Annotated in this window: 14 protein-coding genes; 8 read left to right on the plus strand and 6 right to left on the minus strand. The window is 61.1% G+C overall.

What is annotated here, in order from left to right; genetic code table 11:
- Nucleotides 1–38: 38 nt before the first annotated feature.
- Complete coding sequence (locus tag HMPREF3096_RS17570) at nt 39–1,313, minus strand: dicarboxylate/amino acid:cation symporter (RefSeq protein ID WP_008804082.1); 1,275 nt, start codon at nt 1,311–1,313, stop codon at nt 39–41.
- Between the two features lie 300 nt (nt 1,314–1,613).
- Between HMPREF3096_RS17570 and HMPREF3096_RS17575 the strand changes: the two genes are divergently transcribed.
- From HMPREF3096_RS17575 to yegS, 8 genes are all read left to right on the plus strand, one after another.
- Nucleotides 1,614–2,852, plus strand: coding sequence for an MdtA/MuxA family multidrug efflux RND transporter periplasmic adaptor subunit (locus HMPREF3096_RS17575; protein ID WP_044649927.1), 1,239 nt, complete (start codon nt 1,614–1,616; stop codon nt 2,850–2,852).
- A complete protein-coding gene (locus HMPREF3096_RS17580) occupies nt 2,852–5,974 on the plus strand; it encodes an MdtB/MuxB family multidrug efflux RND transporter permease subunit (protein WP_012541066.1) in 3,123 nt (1,040 codons plus the stop codon). The genes HMPREF3096_RS17575 and HMPREF3096_RS17580 overlap by 1 nt, the downstream gene beginning before the upstream one ends.
- Nucleotides 5,975–9,052 (plus strand): multidrug efflux RND transporter permease subunit MdtC, encoded by a 3,078-nt coding sequence (gene mdtC / locus HMPREF3096_RS17585; RefSeq protein WP_012541065.1) that lies wholly within the window; start codon nt 5,975–5,977, stop codon nt 9,050–9,052.
- Between the two features lies 1 nt (nt 9,053).
- Entirely contained in the window at nt 9,054–10,469 is a 1,416-nt protein-coding gene (locus HMPREF3096_RS17590) for an MFS transporter (RefSeq protein ID WP_064144557.1), read from the plus strand.
- Nucleotides 10,466–11,968: an envelope stress sensor histidine kinase BaeS gene (baeS, locus tag HMPREF3096_RS17595; protein WP_012541063.1), complete on the plus strand. Its 1,503-nt coding sequence runs from the start codon at nt 10,466–10,468 to the stop codon at nt 11,966–11,968. Before HMPREF3096_RS17590 ends, baeS begins: the two co-directional genes overlap by 4 nt.
- Nucleotides 11,965–12,687 carry an envelope stress response regulator BaeR gene (baeR, locus tag HMPREF3096_RS17600; protein WP_004201558.1) on the plus strand — a complete coding sequence of 241 codons (723 nt, stop codon included), beginning with the start codon at nt 11,965–11,967 and terminating at the stop codon, nt 12,685–12,687. Before baeS ends, baeR begins: the two co-directional genes overlap by 4 nt.
- Nucleotides 12,688–13,003: 316 nt before the next feature.
- Nucleotides 13,004–14,365, plus strand: a complete 1,362-nt coding sequence (yegQ, locus tag HMPREF3096_RS17605; protein WP_008804076.1) for a prephenate-dependent tRNA uridine(34) hydroxylase TrhP — start codon at nt 13,004–13,006, stop codon at nt 14,363–14,365.
- 242 nt (nt 14,366–14,607) lie between these two features.
- Nucleotides 14,608–15,504 carry a lipid kinase YegS gene (gene yegS / locus HMPREF3096_RS17610; RefSeq protein ID WP_008804075.1) on the plus strand — a complete coding sequence of 299 codons (897 nt, stop codon included), beginning with the start codon at nt 14,608–14,610 and terminating at the stop codon, nt 15,502–15,504.
- 239 nt (nt 15,505–15,743) lie between these two features.
- Here yegS and HMPREF3096_RS17615 read toward each other — a convergent pair whose 3' ends face one another.
- The 5 genes from HMPREF3096_RS17615 to HMPREF3096_RS17635 all read right to left on the minus strand — a co-directional run bounded on the left by HMPREF3096_RS17615 (nt 15,744) and on the right by HMPREF3096_RS17635 (nt 20,921).
- Nucleotides 15,744–16,460 (minus strand): ABC transporter ATP-binding protein, encoded by a 717-nt coding sequence (locus tag HMPREF3096_RS17615; RefSeq protein WP_227538829.1) that lies wholly within the window; start codon nt 16,458–16,460, stop codon nt 15,744–15,746.
- Between the two features lie 67 nt (nt 16,461–16,527).
- Entirely contained in the window at nt 16,528–17,391 is an 864-nt protein-coding gene (locus HMPREF3096_RS17620) for an ABC transporter ATP-binding protein (RefSeq protein WP_064144572.1), read from the minus strand.
- Nucleotides 17,363–18,268 carry an ABC transporter permease gene (locus HMPREF3096_RS17625; protein ID WP_064144558.1) on the minus strand — a complete coding sequence of 302 codons (906 nt, stop codon included), beginning with the start codon at nt 18,266–18,268 and terminating at the stop codon, nt 17,363–17,365. Before HMPREF3096_RS17625 ends, HMPREF3096_RS17620 begins: the two co-directional genes overlap by 29 nt.
- Nucleotides 18,265–19,302, minus strand: a complete 1,038-nt coding sequence (locus tag HMPREF3096_RS17630) for an ABC transporter permease (protein ID WP_004149062.1) — start codon at nt 19,300–19,302, stop codon at nt 18,265–18,267. Before HMPREF3096_RS17630 ends, HMPREF3096_RS17625 begins: the two co-directional genes overlap by 4 nt.
- Nucleotides 19,299–20,921, minus strand: a complete 1,623-nt coding sequence (locus tag HMPREF3096_RS17635; protein WP_048330991.1) for an ABC transporter substrate-binding protein — start codon at nt 20,919–20,921, stop codon at nt 19,299–19,301. Before HMPREF3096_RS17635 ends, HMPREF3096_RS17630 begins: the two co-directional genes overlap by 4 nt.
- Nucleotides 20,922–21,002 lie beyond the last annotated feature (81 nt).

Raw genomic sequence — 21,002 nt, forward strand, 5'->3', positions numbered from 1 at the left:
GTGCGGAATGGCGCCCTTTGTGAAAGGGCGCGGCAGGATCAGGCTTCCGCTTTCTCGGCTTCCCAGTCCGGCTGTGCTTCCTCGTCGGTCAGCAGACCTTCGTTTTTCGACAGCATGGCGGTGGCAATGCCGTTACCCAACACGTTGATGGCGGAGCGCCCCATGTCGAGGAAATGGTCGATACCCATCAGCAGCAGGATCCCGGCAACCGGAATATTGAAGCTGGGGATCGTGGCCGCCAGCACCACCAGCGCCGAGCGCGGCACCCCGGCGATGCCTTTCGAGGCCAGCATCAGGGTCAGCATCATGACCGTAATCTCGCTAAAGCTCAGCGGTACGTTATAGGCCTGAGCGATAAACATCGCGGCGAAGGAGCAGTAGACCATCGAGCCCACGAGGTTGAACGAGTAGCCAATGGGCAGGACGAACGAGACGATATTGCGCGAGCAGCCAAACTTCACCAGCCGCTCAAGGGTCTTCGGATAGGCCGCTTCGGAGCTGCTGGTGGTAAACGCCACCAGCACCGGGTCCTTCAGCATGTTCAGCAGACGGAAGACCTCTTTTTTCAGCACCATATAGCCAACGGCGATCAGTACCGCGCTGGTCAACAGCACCGCCAGGTAGTAACCGCCGATGAACGAAGCATAGTTGAGCAGGATCCCCAGCCCCTGGGAGGCAATCACCGACGAAATGGCGGCGAAGATAGCCAGCGGCGCAACGTACATCACGTAGCCCGTCACCTTCAGCATAATGTGCGACACCACATTGAGGGCCGCCACCAGCGGGGCATTAAACTTCTCGCCCAGCGACGCGCCGGCGATGCCAAAGAACATCGAGAACACCACAATCTGCAGGATCTCGTTGTTGGCCATCGCCTCGGTGATGCTGGTGGGGATGGTATGCGACAGGAATCCTTTCAGGCTCATGCCGCTGACCGCCAGGCCGGTATCCACCGCCTCTTTCGGCACCGCCAGGTTTAACCCGGCGCCCGGGTGCTGGAAGGTGACGATCACCAGCCCGACGAGAATGGATAATACCGAGGAGGTGATGAACCACACCATCGCCTTCCCGCCTACCCGGCCAATGGTCGCCGTCTCGCCGAGACGCATAATGCCGACCGTCAGGGTGCTGAATACCAACGGCGCGATGACCATTTTGATCAACCGCAGAAACAGATCGGTCAGCAGCGTAATGTTGTCCGCCCAGGCGGAGATGGTGGTCGGCGTCGCGTAGGCATGGATAGCCGCGCCGGAGAGGATCCCCATCAGCATAAAAATGACGATAAAGAGCGTGAGTTTGTTTGCGTTTGCCACAGCAATGACCCCTGATTATTTAACACGTTGATTTTTAAGTGCATATGTTATTATTATGAAAATGCACTGATTTATTCACCGCATAAATCTAATTAAAGCCCTCCCGGATACAACTATTTTTTACTTTTTTAAACTAAAAGTTGATATCACCCCGGAAATCTCCAACGAGACCGCCCGGCGTCGCGGCGGTTATCCAGACATTTCTCAACCTTCTTTTCATAATTCCTCCATTTTTACGGCCCCTTCCCTCACTAAACTAGTATCATTCAGCGAAACGCTTCAGGATGAGACCGTAAACTAATGAAAGGCAGTAACATACGTCGTTGGGGCGCCGCGCTGGCGGTAGTGATTATCGCCGGAGCCGCCTACTGGTTCTGGCACGATCGTGGCACGAGCGGCAGCAGCGCTCCCGCAGCAGGACAAGGCCCGCAGGGGGCGGGCGGCGCGCGTCATGGCCGTTTCGGCGGCGCGCTGGCGCCGGTGCAGGCGGCGACCGCGACCGAACAAGCGGTGCCACGCTATCTCACCGGGCTGGGTACCGTGACGGCGGCCAATACCGTGACCGTGCGCAGCCGGGTCGACGGCCAGCTACTGAGCCTTCACTTCCAGGAGGGACAGCAGGTCAAAGCCGGCGACCTGCTGGCGCAGATCGACCCCAGCCAGTTTAAAGTCGCCCTCGCCCAGGCGCAGGGTCAGCTGGCGAAAGATAACGCCACCCTGGCGAACGCCCGCCGCGATCTCGCCCGTTACCAGCAACTGGTGAAAACCAACCTCGTCTCCCGCCAGGAGCTCGACACCCAGCAGTCGCTGGTGGTGGAATCCGCTGGCACCGTAAAGGCCGATGAAGCCGCCGTCGCCAGCGCCCAGCTGCAGCTCGACTGGACCCGCATCACCGCGCCGATTGACGGCCGCGTCGGCTTAAAGCAGGTGGATATTGGCAACCAGATCTCCAGCGGGGACACCACCGGGATTGTGGTTCTCACCCAGACGCACCCGATTGATGTGGTCTTCACCCTGCCGGAAAACAGCATCGCCACGGTGGTGCAGGCGCAGAAAGCGGGCAAAGCGCTCAGCGTCGAAGCCTGGGATCGCACCAATAAGCAGAAAATCAGCGTCGGCGAGCTGCTGAGTCTCGACAACCAGATCGATGCCACCACCGGGACCATTAAGCTGAAGGCGCGCTTCAGCAATCTGGATGACGCGCTGTTCCCCAACCAGTTCGTTAACGCCCGCCTGCTGGTGGATACCGAAGAGAACGCGGTGGTGATCCCCGCCGCCGCCCTGCAGATGGGCAACGAAGGGCATTTTGTGTGGGTGCTGAACGACGAGAACAAGGTCAGCAAACACAGCGTGACGCCCGGCATCCAGGACAGCCAGAAAGTGGTCATCAGCGCCGGGCTTTCCGCCGGGGATCGCGTAGTCACCGACGGGATTGACCGTCTGACCGAGGGGGCGAAGGTGGAAGTTGTCACCGCCAGCGGCAGCGAGCAGGCGCAGCCCGCTCCGCGCCAGAGCGGTAAACACGGAGCGCGTTCCTGATGCAGGTGTTACCCCCAGGCCGCACCGGCGGCCCGTCCCGGCTGTTTATTATGCGTCCGGTCGCCACCACTTTGCTGATGGTGGCGATCCTGTTAGCCGGGATCATCGGCTACCGCTTCCTGCCGGTCTCCGCTCTGCCGGAAGTCGATTACCCGACCATTCAGGTGGTTACCCTCTATCCGGGCGCCAGCCCGGATGTGGTGACCTCCGCTATCACCGCCCCGCTGGAGCGCCAGTTCGGCCAGATGTCCGGCCTTAAGCAGATGTCGTCGCAAAGCTCTGGCGGCGCCTCGGTAGTCACGCTGCAGTTCCAGCTGACCCTGCCGCTGGACGTCGCCGAGCAGGAAGTGCAGGCGGCCATTAACGCCGCCACCAACCTGCTGCCGAGCGATCTGCCCAACCCGCCGGTGTACAGCAAGGTGAACCCGGCGGATCCGCCGATCATGACCCTCGCCGTCACCTCCTCCGCGATCCCGATGACCCAGGTAGAGGACATGGTGGAGACCCGGGTGGCGCAGAAGATCTCCCAGGTTTCCGGCGTCGGTCTGGTGACCCTCGCCGGCGGCCAGCGCCCGGCGGTGCGGGTGAAGCTTAACGCCCAGGCCATCGCCGCCCTCGGCCTGACCAGCGAAACCGTGCGTACCGCTATCACCAGCGCCAACGTTAACTCGGCGAAAGGCAGCCTCGACGGCCCGGCCCGCGCGGTGACGCTTTCCGCTAACGATCAGATGCAGTCCGCTGAGGATTATCGCCGGCTGATTATCGCTTATCAGAACGGGGCGCCGATCCGTCTCGGCGATGTCGCCAGCGTCGAACAAGGGGCCGAAAACAGCTGGCTCGGGGCGTGGGCCAACCAGCAGCGGGCCATCGTGATGAACGTTCAGCGTCAGCCGGGGGCCAACATCATCGACACCGCCGACAGCATTCGCCAGATGCTGCCGCAGCTCACCGAGAGCCTGCCGAAATCGGTGAAGGTGCAGGTCCTCTCCGACCGGACCACCAACATTCGCGCCTCGGTGCGCGACACCCAGTTTGAGCTGATGCTGGCCATCGCCCTGGTGGTGATGATCATCTATCTGTTCCTGCGCAATGTCCCGGCGACCATTATTCCCGGCGTCGCGGTGCCGCTGTCGCTGGTGGGCACTTTCGCGGTGATGGTGTTCCTCGACTTTTCGATCAATAACCTGACGCTGATGGCCCTGACCATCGCCACCGGCTTTGTGGTGGATGACGCCATCGTGGTGATCGAGAACATCTCGCGCTATATCGAAAAAGGCGAGAAGCCGCTGGCCGCCGCGCTGAAAGGCGCCGGGGAAATCGGCTTCACCATTATCTCCCTCACCTTCTCGCTGATCGCGGTGCTGATCCCGCTGCTGTTTATGGGCGATATCGTCGGCCGTCTGTTCCGCGAATTCGCCGTCACCCTTGCCGTCGCTATTCTTATCTCGGCGGTGGTCTCCCTGACCCTGACGCCGATGATGTGCGCCCGTATGTTAAGCCACGAATCGCTGCGCAAGCAGAACCGTTTCTCCCGGGCCAGCGAGCGTTTCTTCGAACGGGTGATCGCCGTCTATGGCCGCTGGCTGAGCCGGGTGCTGAACCATCCGTGGCTGACGCTCGGCGTCGCGCTGAGCACCCTGGCGCTGTCGATAATCCTGTGGGTCTTTATCCCGAAAGGCTTCTTCCCGATCCAGGATAACGGTATTATTCAGGGCACCCTCCAGGCGCCGCAGTCGGTCTCTTTCGCCAGCATGGCCGAGCGCCAGCGGCAGGTGGCCAGCATTATCCTTAAGGATCCGGCCGTGGAGAGCCTGACCTCGTTCGTCGGCGTCGACGGCACCAACCCGGCGCTGAACAGCGCCCGTCTGCAGATCAACCTCAAGCCGCTGGATGAACGCGATGACCGCGTCCAGACGGTGATTAGCCGCCTGCAGCAGGCGGTGGACGGCGTCCCGGGCGTGGCGCTCTACCTGCAGCCGACCCAGGATCTGACCATCGACACCACGGTGAGCCGCACCCAGTACCAGTTCACCCTGCAGGCAAACTCCCTCGAGGCGCTGAGCACCTGGGTGCCGCCGCTGCTCAGCCGCCTGCAGGCCCAGCCGCAGCTGGCCGACGTCAGCAGCGACTGGCAGGACAAAGGCCTGGCCGCCTATATCAAGGTGGATCGCGACAGCGCCAGCCGCCTCGGCATCTCAATGGCCGATGTCGATAACGCGCTGTACAACGCCTTCGGCCAGCGGCTGATCTCCACCATTTACACTCAGGCGAATCAGTATCGCGTGGTGCTCGAGCAGGATACCGAGGCGACGCCGGGCCTGGCGGCGCTGGATAATATCCGCCTGACCAGCAGCGACGGCGGCATCGTGCCGCTGACCGCCATCGCCACGGTGGAGCAGCGCTTTACCCCGCTGTCGGTGAACCACCTCGATCAGTTCCCGGTGACTACCATCTCGTTTAACGTCCCGGACAACTATTCGCTGGGCGAAGCGGTGGACGCGATCCTCGCCGCCGAACAGTCGCTGGATTTCCCGACCGATATCCGCACCCAGTTCCAGGGTAGCTCGCTGGCCTTCCAGTCGGCGCTCGGCAGCACCGTCTGGCTGGTGGTCGCCGCGGTGGTGGCGATGTATATCGTGCTGGGGGTGCTGTATGAAAGCTTTATCCATCCGATCACGATCCTCTCCACCCTGCCCACCGCCGGGGTCGGGGCGCTACTGGCGCTGTGGCTGGCGGGCAGCGAGCTGGATGTGATCGCCATCATCGGCATCATTCTGCTGATCGGCATCGTGAAGAAGAACGCCATCATGATGATCGACTTCGCGCTGGCCGCCGAACGCGAGCAGGGCATGCCGCCGCGGGAAGCGATCTACCAGGCCTGCCTGCTGCGTTTTCGTCCGATCCTGATGACGACCCTCGCCGCCCTGCTCGGCGCCCTGCCGCTGATGCTGAGTACCGGCGTCGGCGCGGAGCTGCGGCGTCCGCTGGGGATCGGCATGGTCGGCGGTCTGATGCTCAGCCAGGTGCTGACCCTGTTCACCACCCCGGTGATCTATCTGCTGTTCGACCGCCTGTCGCTGCACCTGAAGCGCCGCTTCCCGCGTCAGGAAGAGGAGGCGTAAGTGAAGTTTTTCGCCCTCTTCATTTACCGCCCGGTGGCGACGATCCTCATCTCGCTGGCCATCACCCTGTGCGGCATTCTCGGCTTCCGGCTGCTGCCGGTAGCCCCGCTGCCGCAGGTGGACTTCCCGGTGATCATGGTTAGCGCCTCGCTGCCGGGAGCCTCCCCGGAAACCATGGCCTCGTCGGTGGCCACCCCGCTGGAACGCTCCCTGGGACGGATAGCCGGGGTCAATGAGATGACCTCCTCCAGTTCGCTGGGCAGTACGCGCATCATTCTTGAGTTTAACTTCGACCGCGATATCAACGGCGCGGCGCGCGACGTTCAGGCGGCGATCAACGCCGCGCAAAGCCTGCTGCCGAGCGGGATGCCCAGCCGGCCGACCTACCGCAAAGCCAACCCGTCGGATGCGCCAATCATGATCCTGACGCTGACCTCGGACACCTACTCCCAGGGTGAGCTGTATGATTTCGCCTCCACCCAGTTGGCGCAGACCATCGCGCAGATTGACGGCGTGGGTGATGTCGACGTCGGCGGCAGCTCCCTGCCGGCAGTGCGCGTCGACCTCAACCCGCAGGCGCTGTTCAACCAGGGCGTGTCGCTGGACGCGGTGCGCACCGCCATCAGCGACGCTAACGTGCGCAAACCGCAGGGGGCGCTGGAGGACAGCGCGCACCGCTGGCAGGTGCAGACCAACGATGAGCTGAAGACCGCCGCCGACTATCAGCCGCTGATCGTCCACTACCAGAATGGCGCCGCAGTGCGACTGGGGGATGTCGCCACCGTCTCGGATTCGGTGCAGGACGTGCGCAACGCCGGGATGACCAACGCCAAACCGGCGATCCTGCTGATGATCCGCAAACTGCCGGAAGCCAATATTATCCAGACAGTGGACAGCATCCGCGCCCGCCTGCCGGAGCTGCAGCAGACCATTCCGGCGGCTATCGACCTGCAGATCGCCCAGGACCGCTCGCCGACCATCCGTGCTTCGCTGGAGGAGGTGGAGCAGACGCTGGTGATATCGGTGGCGCTGGTGATCCTCGTGGTATTCCTGTTCCTGCGCTCGGGGCGCGCCACGCTGATCCCGGCCGTCGCCGTCCCGGTTTCCTTAATCGGTACCTTCGCCGCGATGTATTTGTGCGGCTTCAGCCTCAATAACCTGTCGCTGATGGCTCTGACCATCGCCACCGGCTTCGTGGTGGATGACGCTATCGTGGTGCTGGAGAATATCTCCCGCCATCTGGAAGCGGGGATGAAACCTCTGCAGGCGGCGCTGCAGGGGAGCCGCGAAGTCGGCTTTACCGTGCTGTCGATGAGCCTGTCGCTGGTGGCGGTGTTTCTGCCGCTGCTGCTGATGGGCGGCCTGCCCGGCCGCCTGCTGCGCGAGTTCGCCGTCACCCTGTCGGTGGCGATCGGCATCTCGCTGGCGGTGTCCCTCACCCTGACGCCGATGATGTGCGGCTGGCTGCTGAAAAGCGGCAAGCCCCACCAGCCGACGCGCAACCGCGGCTTTGGCCGCCTGCTGGTGGCCGTGCAGGGCGGCTATGGGAAATCGTTAAAATGGGTGCTCAGGCACAGCCGGCTGACCGGCCTGGTGGTGCTCGGCACCATCGCCCTCAGCGTCTGGCTCTACATTTCGATCCCGAAAACCTTCTTTCCGGAGCAGGACACCGGGGTGCTGATGGGCGGCATTCAGGCCGACCAGAGCATCTCCTTCCAGGCGATGCGCGGCAAGCTGCAGGACTTTATGAAGATCATTCGTGAAGATCCGGCGGTGGATAACGTCACCGGCTTTACCGGTGGCTCGCGGGTCAACAGCGGGATGATGTTTATCACCCTCAAGCCACGCGACCAGCGCCACGAGACGGCGCAGCAGGTGATCGACCGGCTGCGCAAAAAGCTGGCCAACGAGCCCGGGGCCAACCTGTTCCTGATGGCGGTGCAGGATATTCGCGTCGGCGGCCGGCAGTCGAACGCCAGCTATCAGTACACCCTGCTGTCCGACGACCTGTCGGCGCTGCGCGAGTGGGAGCCGAAGATCCGCAAAGCGCTGGCGGCGCTGCCTGAGCTGGCGGACGTCAACTCGGATCAGCAGGACAATGGCGCCGAAATGGACCTGGTCTATGACCGGGACACGATGTCGCGCCTCGGCATCAGCGTCCAGGACGCCAACAACCTGCTGAACAACGCCTTCGGCCAGCGGCAAATCTCCACCATCTACCAGCCGCTCAACCAGTACAAGGTGGTGATGGAGGTGGATCCGGCCTACACCCAGGACGTCAGCGCCCTCGACAAGATGTTTGTTATCAATAGCGAGGGCAAGCCGATCCCGCTGGCTTATTTCGCCAAATGGCAGCCGGCCAACGCCCCGCTGTCGGTGAACCACCAGGGGCTGTCGGCGGCGTCCACTATCTCCTTTAACCTGCCCACCGGCCGCTCGCTGTCGGAAGCCAGCGACGCCATTAACCGCACGATGACCCAGCTCGGGGTGCCGTCGAGCGTGCGCGGCTCCTTTGCCGGTACCGCTCAGGTCTTTCAGCAGACCATGAACGCGCAGGTGATCCTGATCCTCGCGGCCATCGCCACGGTCTATATCGTGCTGGGGATGCTGTATGAGAGCTATGTGCATCCGTTGACCATCCTCTCGACGCTGCCCTCCGCCGGAGTGGGCGCCCTGCTGGCGCTGGAGATATTCGATGCCCCGTTCAGCCTAATCGCCCTTATCGGGATCATGTTATTAATTGGCATCGTGAAGAAAAACGCCATCATGATGGTCGATTTTGCCCTTGAGGCGCAGCGCACCGGCAATCTGGCGCCGGAAGAGGCGATTTTCCAGGCCTGCCTGCTGCGTTTCCGGCCGATTATGATGACCACCCTGGCGGCGCTGTTCGGCGCCCTGCCGCTGGTGCTCTCCGGGGGCGATGGCTCTGAGCTGCGCCAGCCGCTGGGGATCACCATCGTCGGCGGTCTGGTGATGAGCCAGCTGTTAACGCTCTACACCACGCCGGTGGTCTATCTTTTCTTTGACCGTCTGCGGTTGCGTTTTTCGCGTCACTCCTCTCAACCGGTAAGCGAATAACATGACAGACCTCCCGGCCAGCGTGCGCTGGCAGCTATGGATAGTGGCGTTCGGCTTCTTTATGCAGTCGCTGGACACCACCATCGTTAACACCGCCCTCCCCTCGATGGCCAAAAGCCTCGGGGAGAGCCCGCTGCATATGCATATGATCATCGTCTCCTATGTCCTGACGGTGGCGGTCATGCTCCCGGCCAGCGGCTGGCTGGCCGACCGGGTCGGGGTGCGCAATATCTTCTTCACCGCCATCGTGCTGTTTACCGCCGGGTCGCTGTTTTGCGCCCAGGCCAGCACCCTTGACCAGCTGGTGATGGCGCGGGTGCTGCAGGGGATCGGCGGCGCGATGATGGTGCCGGTTGGTCGCCTGACGGTAATGAAGATCGTCCCACGCGATCAGTACATGGCGGCGATGACTTTCGTCACCCTGCCGGGCCAGGTTGGCCCGCTGCTCGGCCCGGCGCTGGGCGGGGTGCTGGTGGAGTATGCCTCCTGGCACTGGATCTTCCTCATCAATATCCCGGTGGGGATCGTCGGCGCCATCGCCACCCTCTGCCTGATGCCCAACTACACCCTGCAGACCCGGCGCTTCGACCTCTCCGGCTTTCTGCTGCTGGCCGCCGGGATGGCGACCCTGACCCTGGCGCTGGACGGCCAGAAAGGGCTCGGTATATCGTCACGCTGGCTGGCGGGGCTGGTGGCCGTCGGCCTCGCCGCCCTGCTGCTGTACCTGTGGCACGCCCGCGGTAACGCCCGGGCGCTGTTCAGCCTCAACCTGTTTCGTAACCGCACCTTCTCCCTCGGCCTCGGCGGCAGCTTCGCCGGACGCATCGGCAGCGGTATGCTGCCGTTTATGACCCCGGTGTTTCTGCAGATTGGCCTCGGCTTCTCCCCCTTTCACGCCGGGCTGATGATGATCCCGATGGTGCTCGGCAGCATGGGGATGAAGCAGATCGTGGTCCAGGTGGTCAACCGCTTTGGCTACCGCCGCGTACTGGTCGTCAGCACCCTGGGCCTGGCGGCGGTCAGTCTGCTGTTTATGTTTAGCGCCCTGGCCGGCTGGTATTACGCGTTGCCGCTGGTCCTGTTTCTGCAGGGGATGATCAACTCCAGCCGCTTCTCCTCAATGAATACCCTGACGCTGAAAGATCTCCCGGACGATCTGGCCAGCAGCGGCAACAGCCTGCTGTCGATGGTGATGCAGCTGTCGATGAGTATCGGCGTGACCATCGCCGGGCTGCTGCTGGGGCTGTATGGCCAACAGCATATGAGCCTCGACGCCGCCAGCACCCATCAGGTCTTTCTCTATACCTATCTGAGCATGGCGGCGATCATCGCCCTCCCGGCGCTCATCTTTTCCCGGGTACCGGATGACGTCGGCACTAATACTGTCATCCGTCGACGCAACAGGAGTGGATCGTGAAATTTTGGCGCCCGGGCATTACCGGTAAGCTGTTCCTCGCTATTTTCGCCACCTGCATCGTGCTGCTGATCAGCATGCACTGGGCGGTGCGTATCAGTTTCGAACGTGGGTTTATCGACTACATCAAGCGCGGTAATGAGCAGCGGTTAACCATGCTCAGCGACGCGCTGAGTGAGCAGTATGCCCAGCACGGCAGCTGGGCGTTTCTGCGCAACAACGACCGCTTTATCTTCCAGCTGCTGCGCACCTTCGAACGGGATAACGACGACCGTTCGCCGCCGGGACACGGCATGAAGCCGGGTCCGATGGAGGGTCAGGGGCCGGATGGGCCGCCGCCGGATGGGCCGCCCGACGGCCCCAGCGACACCCCGCCGCCGAGGCCGGAAATGCCGCCCCACGGCTGGCGCACCATGTTCTGGGTGGTCGATCAGTCGGGCCGCGTGCTGGTGGGGCCCCGTGAGCGCGTACCGGAGGACGGCACCCAGCGCAGCATTGTGGTCAACGGCGTGGAGGTAGGCAAAGTGATCGCCTCGCCGGTAGAGCGGCTGACGCGCAATACCGATATTAACTTCGACCGGCAGCAAAAGCGCACCAGCTGGCTGATTGTCGCCCTTGCAACCCTGCTTGCCGCGCTGGCCACTTTCCCGCTGGCCCGCGGCCTGCTGGCGCCGGTGAAGCGGCTGGTGGAAGGCACCCATAAGCTGGCGGCGGGCGACTTTTCCACCCGCGTGACGGTGACCGGCGGCGACGAGCTCGGCCGCCTGGCGCAGGATTTCAACCAGCTCGCCAGCACCCTGGAGCGCAACCAGCAGATGCGTCGCGATCTGATGGCCGATATCTCCCATGAGCTGCGTACTCCGCTGGCGGTGCTGCGCGGCGAGCTGGAGGCGATTCAGGACGGAGTCCGGCGCTTCACCCCCGAGTCCATCCCCTCCCTGCAGGCCGAGGTGGCTACCCTCACCAAGCTGGTGGACGACCTCCATCAGCTGTCGATGTCCGATGAGGGGGCGCTGGCCTACCAGAAAACGTCGCTGGATATCATCACCCTGCTGGAGGTGGCCGCGGGCGCTTTTCGCGAGCGCTTCGCCAGCCGGCAGCTGAGCATTCAGGTGTCGCTCCCCGAGCAGGCGATGATCTTCGGCGACCGCGACCGCCTGATGCAGCTCTTCAACAATCTGCTGGAGAACAGCCTGCGCTATACCGACAGCGGCGGCAGCCTGCACATCACCGCCCGTCGCAGCGGCCGAATGCTGGTGATTGACTTCGCCGACAGCGCCCCCGGCGTCAGCGATGAGCAGCTGGCCCGCCTGTGCGAACGCTTTTACCGGGCGGAAGGATCGCGCAATCGCGCCAGCGGCGGCTCCGGCCTCGGACTGGCGATTTGCCTCAATATTGTCGCGGCCCACGGCGGCACCCTGCGTGCCGACCATTCGCCTTTTGGCGGGGTTAGCATTAAAGTTGAGTTACCTCTGGAACATGATTTACCGAGAGACGTATGACTGAATTGCCTGTAGATGAAAACACCCCACGCATTCTTATCGTGGAAGATGAACCGAAGCTCGGCCAGCTGCTGATTGATTATCTGCAAGCCGCCGGCTATGCGCCTACGCTGATTAACCACGGTGACAAGGTCCTGCCCTACGTTCGGCAGACGCCGCCGCACCTGATCCTGCTGGACCTGATGCTGCCCGGCACCGACGGTTTAACGCTGTGCCGGGAAATTCGCCGCTTCTCCGACGTTCCGGTGGTGATGGTGACGGCGAAAATCGAAGAGATCGACCGACTGCTGGGGCTGGAAATTGGCGCCGACGACTATATCTGCAAGCCCTACAGCCCGCGGGAAGTGGTCGCCCGGGTGAAAACCATTCTTCGCCGCTGCAAGCCGCAGCGCGATCTGCAGGCTCTGGACGCCCAGAGCCCGCTGATTGTCGACGAAGGTCGTTTTCAGGCCTCCTGGCGCGACAAGCTGCTGGACCTCACTCCCGCCGAGTTCCGGCTGCTGAAAACCCTCTCCCAGGAGCCGGGCAAGGTCTTCTCCCGCGAACAGTTGCTCAACCATCTGTATGACGATTATCGGGTAGTCACCGACCGCACCATCGACAGCCACATCAAAAACCTGCGGCGCAAGCTGGAGGCGCTGGACGCCGAGCAGTCGTTTATTCGCGCGGTGTATGGCGTTGGCTACCGCTGGGAGGCGGACGCCTGTCGACTGGCGTAGTGAGCCTTTTCCCGGCTCGCGCTGCGTTTAGCCGGGCTACACGTTCACCGCCCTCTGCAATCCGTAGCCCGGGTAAGGCGTTTACGCCGCAACCCGGGGAACTCCAGAGCCTATCCCCCCAGGCGTTATGAGTGCTGTCAGTGTGAGCACTGCCCAGGTTCAAAATGGCAAACAAATTAGCCATACTGAAAGATACCCATCTGATATTTACTCCCCTTCGCCGCGGCGCTACAATGCCCGCCCTTAATGTGGGGACACTCCCCAACTCGCCGCACCAGGTGCGGCGAATCTGACCTGTCATCAGAACGAGAACACCATGTTTAAACCAGAACTCCTCTCCCCGGCGGGAACGCTGAAGAATATGCGTTACGCTTTCGCCTATGGCGCCGATGCCGTTTATGCCGGCCAGCCGCGCTACTCGCTGCGCGTGCGTAACAACGAATTCAATCACGAAAATCTGCAGCTCGGCATCAATGAAGCCCACGCGCTGGGTAAAAAATTCTATGTGGTGGTCAACATCGCCCCGCATAACGCCAAGCTGAAAACGTTTATTCGCGATCTGAAGCCGGTGGTGGAGATGGGGCCGGACGCGCTGATCATGTCCGATCCGGGTTTAATCATGCTGGTGCGGGAACACTTCCCGGAGATGCCGATCCATCTTTCAGTGCAGGCCAACGCTGTCAACTGGGCGACGGTCAAATTCTGGCAGCAGATGGGGCTGACCCGGGTGATCCTGTCGCGTGAACTGTCGCTGGATGAAATCGAAGAGATTCGCCGCCAGGTGCCGGAGATGGAGATCGAGATTTTCGTCCACGGCGCGCTGTGCATGGCCTACTCCGGCCGCTGCCTGCTCTCCGGGTATATCAACAAGCGCGACCCGAACCAGGGGACCTGCACCAACGCCTGCCGCTGGGAATACAACGTGGCGGAAGGCAAAGAGGACGACGTCGGTAACATCGTCCACAAATATGAGCCGATCCCGGTGCAGACCGTGGAGCCCACCCTCGGCATCGGCGCGCCGACCGATAAAGTCTTTATGATTGAGGAAGCCAAACGTCCGGGCGAGTACATGACCGCCTTTGAGGACGAGCACGGCACCTACATCATGAACTCGAAAGATCTGCGGGCTATCGCCCACGTTGAGCGTCTGACCCAGATGGGCGTTCACTCGCTGAAGATCGAAGGCCGCACCAAATCCTTCTACTACTGCGCGCGTACCGCCCAGGTTTACCGCAAGGCCATCGACGATGCCGCCGCAGGCAAACCGTTCGATACCAGCCTGCTGGAGACCCTGGAAGGACTGGCCCATCGCGGGTACACCGAAGGCTTCCTGCGCCGCCATACCCATGACGATTATCAGAACTACGAGTACGGCTACTCCCTCTCCGAGCGCCAGCAGTTTGTCGGCGAATTCACCGGGGAGCGTAACGGCCCGCTGGCGGCCGTGGCGGTCAAAAATAAGTTCAGCGTCGGCGACAGCCTCGAGCTGATGACCCCGCAGGGTAACGTCAACTTCACCCTCGAGCATATGGAAAATGGCAAAGGCGAAGCCATGCCGGTGGCCCCGGGCGATGGTTATACCGTATGGTTGCCTGTGCCGGACGACCTGCCCCTGCAGTATGCGCTGCTGATGCGCAACTTCACTGGTCAGACAACCAGAAATCCGCACGGTAACTAGTTAATTTGCGTTATTTTTTCATGATGTAAGGATATTAGAATCGGATCACATACCGTTTCGATCGAAACAGGTATCATCCATTTCGCTGAAAAACATAACCCATAAATGCTAGTTGTACCAGGAACCACCTCCTTAGCCTGCGTAATCTCCCTTACGCGGGCTTATTTTTTTGCCTCTCCTCCGGTCTTCGCTTGCGTCATGCGGTACACTTTATGCAACATTAAGCAATAAAGGTTCCCTTGATGATGTCTACGTTTCCTGCCAGCTTACTGATCCTTAACGGCAAAGGTGCCAATGAACCGCAGTTACGCGAGGCGGTTAACCTGTTACGCGACGAAGGGATCGATATTCACGTCCGCGTCACCTGGGAAAAGGGCGATGCCGTGCGGTTTATCGATGAAGCCCTGCAGCTGAACGTTGAAACGGTGATCGCCGGCGGCGGCGACGGCACCATTAATGAAGTGGCGACCGCGCTGGTGGAGCGCGGTAGCAAGATGGCGCTGGGGATTTTACCGCTGGGCACGGCCAACGACTTTGCCACCAGCGTCGGCATTCCGCAGGATCTGGCCAGCGCCCTCAAGCTGGCGATCGTCGGCCGCGATGTGCCGATAGATATCGCCCGGGTGAATGATAAAACCGGCTTTATTAATATGGCGACCGGCGGGTTCGGCACCCGAATCACCACCGAAACGCCGGAAAAACTAAAAGCCGCGCTCGGCGGTGTCTCTTATTTAATCCATGGCCTGATGCGTATGGATACCCTGAAGCCGGACCGCTGCGAGATCCGCGGGGAGAACTTTCACTGGCAGGGCGATGCGCTGGTCATTGGCATCGGCAACGGCCGCCAGGCCGGCGGCGGCCAGCAGTTGTGCCCGGAGGCGTTGATTAACGATGGTTTGCTGCATCTGCGCATTTTCACCGGCGAAGAGCTGATCCCTGCCCTGTTCAGCACCCTGGCGAATCCGGAAAACTCGCCGAATATTGTTGACGGTGTCTCCTCATGGTTTGAGATCACCGCCCCCCATGAGATGACGTTTAACCTCGACGGCGAGCCGCTCAGCGGAAAAACCTTCCGCATGGAGCTGTTACCGGCGGCCCTGCGCTGCCGGCTGCCGCCCGACTGCCCGCTGCTACGTTGATCAGGCTTCGCAAAGCAAAGACGGCGCCCGGCTGGTATACAGCAGCCGGGTTCGTTGATTGAGCCTCTGAATGTTAAGGTAAAACGGCACCTGCGGCTGCAGGAAAAACCTGGGCAGGATATCGATCCAAACACCGCACTTACATTAATAGACGATATCTACAACCTCAAACTCACATAATATCAAATAATTACCCATTAAAATGGGCGCATCTGCCGTGAGACAATGCGCCATCAAGCTTAGTACTCCGCCACCTCGCGCGCCATTTCGCGCGTATATTGCCGACTGGCGTTAACCAGCATCTGCGTATAGGCCGTCCGCGCCTCGCCGCTGACCAACGCATCGACCGTCAGGGTTTCGAGGATCTTCCCGTACTGCATCACCGCCACTTTCTGGCATAAGTGGGCAATAACCCCGAGATCGTGGGTGACCATCAGGTAAGTGAGCTTCGCCTCCCGCTGCAATTCCGCCAGCAGGTTAAGGATCTCAGCCTGCACCGACACATCCAGCGCCGACGTCGGCTCATCCAGCAGCAGCACCTGTGGCTCAAGAATCAGCGCTCTGGCTATCGCCACGCGCTGCCGCTGCCCGCCGGAGAGCTGATGCGGATAGCGCTCACGAAAAGCGCGGTTGAGGCCAACTTTATCCAGCAGCGCATTGATCCGCCGGTCGCGGTCATTGAAACGATGGATCTGCAGCGGCTCTTCGAGGATATCGCCAATGGTGTGACGGGGATGCAGCGATCCGTAGGGGTCCTGAAATACCATCTGCACCTGACGGCAGCGCTCGCGGCTAATTTCATGCCCTAAGGGCTGAGCATCGATGGTCAGTTCCCCCTGCCAGTGGGTAAACAGCCCCGCCAGGCACTTGAGCACCGTCGTTTTACCGGAACCGGACTCTCCTACCAGACCGTAGATCTCGCCGGGCTTAACGTGGAAACTGACGTCATACAGCACCTGGTTACGCTTCTCCCCCTAGCCAAACGCGAGGTTGAGATGTTGAACTTCAATCATTATCCGCTCCTTAATCCGTTAACCAGCTGGCCTGACGCTGCAGCACCGGCAGTATCGGGCGACGATGCAGCATATCCGGCAGCGAGTTAATCAATCCCTGAGTGTAGGGGTGACGGGCGTTATCGAGATCTTTAGCGGCGATGGACTCCACTACCCGTCCGGCGTACATCACCAGTACGCGGTCGCAGAAGCTGCGCACCAGGTTGATATCGTGGCTGATAAAAATCAGCCCCAGCCCGCGCGACTGAACCAGGTCATCCAGCAGGCCCAGCACCTGCAGGCGCACCGACACGTCCAGCGCGGAGGTGGGCTCATCGGCAATGATCAGTTCCGGGTCGGTAATCAGCATCATGGCGATCATGATGCGCTGCCCCTGTCCGCCGGATATTTCATGCGGATAAAGCTGATAAACGCGCTCCGGCTGGCGAATACGCACCACCTCCAGCATCTCCAGCGCCCTGGCTTTCGCCTCATCTTTGCGCCCGGGATGATGAGTAAGCCAGGCCTCGGCGATTTGCTTACCCACGCAGACCACCGGATTAAGCGAATATTTCGGGTCCTGCATAATCATAGAGATACGTTTGCCGCGTACGCCGCGCATCTGCGCTTCGCTAAGATGCTGCAGATCGAGGTCGGCAAACTGCATCCGGCTGGCGCTGATGCGGGCCTTTTTCGGATGCAGCTGCAGCAGCGCGCGCCCAACGGTGGACTTACCCGAACCGGACTCGCCGACAATGGCCAGCTTCTCATGCCCCAGCTGGAAGGAGACGCCGCGCACGGCGTGGGTCACCGCGCTACCGTTAACAAAGTCGACGCACAGATCGCGCACGTCGAGCAGCGGTGCATTATTCACTGCGGGGATCGAGGATGTCACGTAGGCCATCTCCTAAGAAGTTGAACGCTAAGCTATTGATCAGAATCGCCAGCCCCGGAATGGTTACGACCCACCAGCACTCCATCATATAAGTGCGCCCGCTGGAGATCATCGCTCCCCACTCCGGCTCTGGCGGCTGCGCGCCGAGGCCGAGAAAGCCGAGGCCGGCCGCGGTCAGAATGATCCCGGCCATATTCATGGTGATACGGATAATGACCGAGGGCAGACACAGCGGCACGATATGGCGCCAGAGGACGCGGGCCGATGAAGCGCCCTGCAGACGCACGGCGGAGATAAAATCGGCCTGGCGCAAAGAGAGCGTTTCGGCGCGCGCCAGACGGGCTATCGGCGGCCAGGCGGTCAGCGTGATGGCGATAACCACGTGCTCCAGCCCCGGTCCTAAAGCGGCGACAAACGCCAGCGCCAGGACCAGACTCGGGAAGGAGATGAAAATATCGGTGACGCGCATCAGCACCATATCGACTTTACCGCCGAAATAGCCAGCGCTGACGCCCAGCAGCAGCCCGAGCGGACCGACAGTCACCGAGACCAGCAGCACGATATAGAGCGTGATGCGGGAGCCGTACACCAGGCGACTAAAGATATCCCGGCCAAACTCATCGGTGCCGAACCAGTGCTGTGCATTCGGCGCGACCAGCGCACTATTCAGGTCCTGTACCAGCGGGTTATAAGGCGCAATCAGCGGCGCGAAAATCGCCACCAGCAGCAGCAGAAAGATAATGCCTCCGCCGATGGCCGTGAGCGGATTGCGCGCCATTTTGCCGATAAACCCGACGGCCCGCGCCGCCGCGCGTTGCAGCCGCTGACGGCCTTCGCCCGCACTGCCCGAAAGCGGCGAATCCAGAGAAACGGTCATGATTTTGTCCTCGGGTCAAAGAATTGATACAGCATGTCGGAGAGCAGGTTGAGCATCACGAAGATCACGCCCACCAGCAGCACGCAGCCCATCACCGCATTCATATCGCCCAGCAGCAGGCTACCGGTAAGGTAGGAGCCGAAACCCGGCCATGAGAAGACGGTTTCAATCAGCACCGCGCCTTCCAGCAGCGCGCCGTAGGCCAGCGCCACTACCGTCAGCAGTTGCACGAGGATGTTACGAAACGCATGGTTCCAGATAACCTGACGCTCGGTCAGCCCTTTCACCCGCGCGGTAATAATGAACTCCTGCGACAGCTGGGCCAGCATAAAGCTGCGGGTCATACGGCTGATATAAGCCAGCGAGTGAAAACCCAGCAGCGAGGCGGGAAGAATCAGATGATTAATGGCGTTCCAGAACACCTGGCCGTTGCCTGCCAGCAGCGCATCAACGGTCATCAGGCCTGTGCGGCGCGGCACCACACCATCCAGCCCGAGATCTACCCTCCCGGCGCCGCCTACCCAGCCAAGCCAGGCATAGAACACCAGCAGTCCCATCATTCCGACCCAGAAGATCGGCGTCGAGTAGCCCGCCAGGCTGATAATGCGTACCACATAATCGGAGACGCTATTGCGCCGCGCCGCCGCCAACACGCCCAGCGGAATACCAAGACCCGCGCCGACAATAATCGCCATCGTTGCCAGCTCCATGGTGGCCGGGAAGACGCGGATAATATCGTCCACCACCGGTTTCCCGGTCAGCAGCGCGTTGCCCAGATCGCCGTGCAACAGGTTGACGAAATAGATGCCAAACTGGGTGGTCAGCGATTTATCAAACCCCAGCTGCTGGTAAACCTGCTGATAGGTGCTCTGGTCAGCATCCGGGCCGACAATCGCCAGCACCGGGTCGATGGGCATGACGCGGCCAATGGTAAAGGTCAGCAGCAGCAGGCCGAACAGCGTAATCACCACCTGCAGCAGCCGTTTGGATAAGCGCCGGCCGCGTGAGCCGGGCGCAAGGATTGCGGTACTCATCCTTTATCTCCTTCGCGGACTTTATATACGTCACGCAGAAAAGTGGTGGCGGAGGGGTGCGGCTGATACTCCCGTACCTCGTTGCGCACGACGACCGAATCAACCATCTGCGAAAGCGGAATTAAAGCCGGAACCAGCTGGTCGTAGCGTGTCTGGATGGCCTGGTAGTCAGCCACCTGTTTTTGCGGATCGCGTTCCAGCAGGGCCTGGTCAATCATCGTATTAAGCTGCGGGTCGTAAAAACCGGTACGCCAGCCCTGGAAGTTGGTCAGGCGCGCCTTATCGCTGTTATCCGGGTTATAGACCAGCGCGCGCAGGCTGGAGTGCGGATGCGGCTCCATTCCGCTGCCGCCGCGTCCCACCAGCAGATCAAATTTACGCTCGCGCATCGCGCCGTAGATCTGGTTACCGGTGCCGGTGATGATTTTGGCGTTAATCCCCGCCTGCATCAGCGTCGACTGCACGGCGATAGCGATGTTAAGAAATGGCTGATCGGAGAGTACCCGCAGCGTGGTATCAAAGCCGTTGGGATATCCCGCTTCCGCCAGCAGCTTTTTCGCCCGCGCCACGTCCAGCTTATAGCCAGGGTCGGGCAGCGTGGATGGCATGCCCGCCTTAATCGGCCGCTGGTGCAGTACGCCGTAGCCCGGCATCAGCGCTTTATTGATACCCTGATAATCAATCAGATAGCGCACCGCCTCGCGCACTTTCGGATTGGCGAAGTGCGCCTCTTTCATGCTCATCGCCACGTAGTACATGGTGCCGCGCTGCACCGCATCGACGGTCAGCTGCGGGTCGCTGCGCAGGGCGTTGATATCGGAAACCGCCATGTTGTTGGCAATATCGAGGTCGCCTTTTTCGATCATCAGGCGCAGAGTTTGCGACTCCTGGAAATGGCGCAGCACCACGCGGCTCATTTTCGCCTCGCCGCGCCAGTAGTCAGGATTGCGCTTCATGCGCAGCACCTCTTTTGCCTGCCAGGTTTCCAGCGTAAACGGCCCGGAACCGGCTTCATGGGTGGTTAGCCAGCGGTTGCCCCAATCGTTATCCTGCTGGTGGCTTTGTACCGTTTTACTGTCCAGCACCCCGAGGTTGCCCAGCGCCGCCAGCGAGTAAATCACCAGCTGCGGATCGTTATCTTTGGGTAATACGATTTGCACCGTGAAGCGGTCCGGCGCGCTGACCTGGCTGTCGATATTTTTCTTACTGAAGCCATAGGATTTCCATACCGAGGCCTGGGCCAGGTTGAGGTGCAGGATGCGCCGCATTGACCACACGACGTCGGCGGCGGTCAGCGGGTTGCCGGAGTGAAACTTGACGTCGTCGCGCAGATGAAAGGTCAGGGTTTTGCCGTCGGGGCTGATATCCCAGGATTTCGCCAGCGCGGGCTTAACGGTGGTGAGCTGCTCAGGGTCAAGCTCCACCAGCGAGTCGTAGAGGTTGACCACGATCCCCACCACTTCGTTACCGGTCATCGCCGCCGGGTCAAGGGTGAGCAGGTTATTCATATTCATGCCGATGATGAGCTGATCGGGCGGGGTTTTCGCCACCGCCTCTCCGCTCCCCATCGACATGGCGAGCGCGAGAATACACGCTGCCAGTAAGGAGGTTTTTTTCATATCTCTGTTTGCCTGTACTGTAGGGTACATGTTGCCGGATGGCGGCATTTTCGCCTTATCCGGTCTACCGGGCCGCAGACC

Source organism: Klebsiella sp. HMSC25G12 (assembly GCF_001807705.1).
GTDB classification, from domain to species: domain Bacteria; phylum Pseudomonadota; class Gammaproteobacteria; order Enterobacterales; family Enterobacteriaceae; genus Klebsiella; species Klebsiella variicola.

Bases quoted from the DNA above. Each gene is read 5' to 3' on its own strand.
- HMPREF3096_RS17590 (WP_064144557.1), top strand. From the start codon at position 9,054: ATGACAGACCTCCCGGCCAGCGTGCGCTGGCAGCTATGGATAGTGGCG.
- HMPREF3096_RS17630 (WP_004149062.1), bottom strand. From the start codon at position 19,302: ATGAGTACCGCAATCCTTGCGCCCGGCTCACGCGGCCGGCGCTTATCC.
- yegQ (WP_008804076.1), top strand. From the start codon at position 13,004: ATGTTTAAACCAGAACTCCTCTCCCCGGCGGGAACGCTGAAGAATATG.
- HMPREF3096_RS17580 (WP_012541066.1), top strand. From the start codon at position 2,852: ATGCAGGTGTTACCCCCAGGCCGCACCGGCGGCCCGTCCCGGCTGTTT.
- baeR (WP_004201558.1), top strand. From the start codon at position 11,965: ATGACTGAATTGCCTGTAGATGAAAACACCCCACGCATTCTTATCGTG.
- HMPREF3096_RS17635 (WP_048330991.1), bottom strand. From the start codon at position 20,921: ATGAAAAAAACCTCCTTACTGGCAGCGTGTATTCTCGCGCTCGCCATG.
- HMPREF3096_RS17625 (WP_064144558.1), bottom strand. From the start codon at position 18,268: ATGACCGTTTCTCTGGATTCGCCGCTTTCGGGCAGTGCGGGCGAAGGC.
- HMPREF3096_RS17575 (WP_044649927.1), top strand. From the start codon at position 1,614: ATGAAAGGCAGTAACATACGTCGTTGGGGCGCCGCGCTGGCGGTAGTG.
- yegS (WP_008804075.1), top strand. From the start codon at position 14,608: ATGATGTCTACGTTTCCTGCCAGCTTACTGATCCTTAACGGCAAAGGT.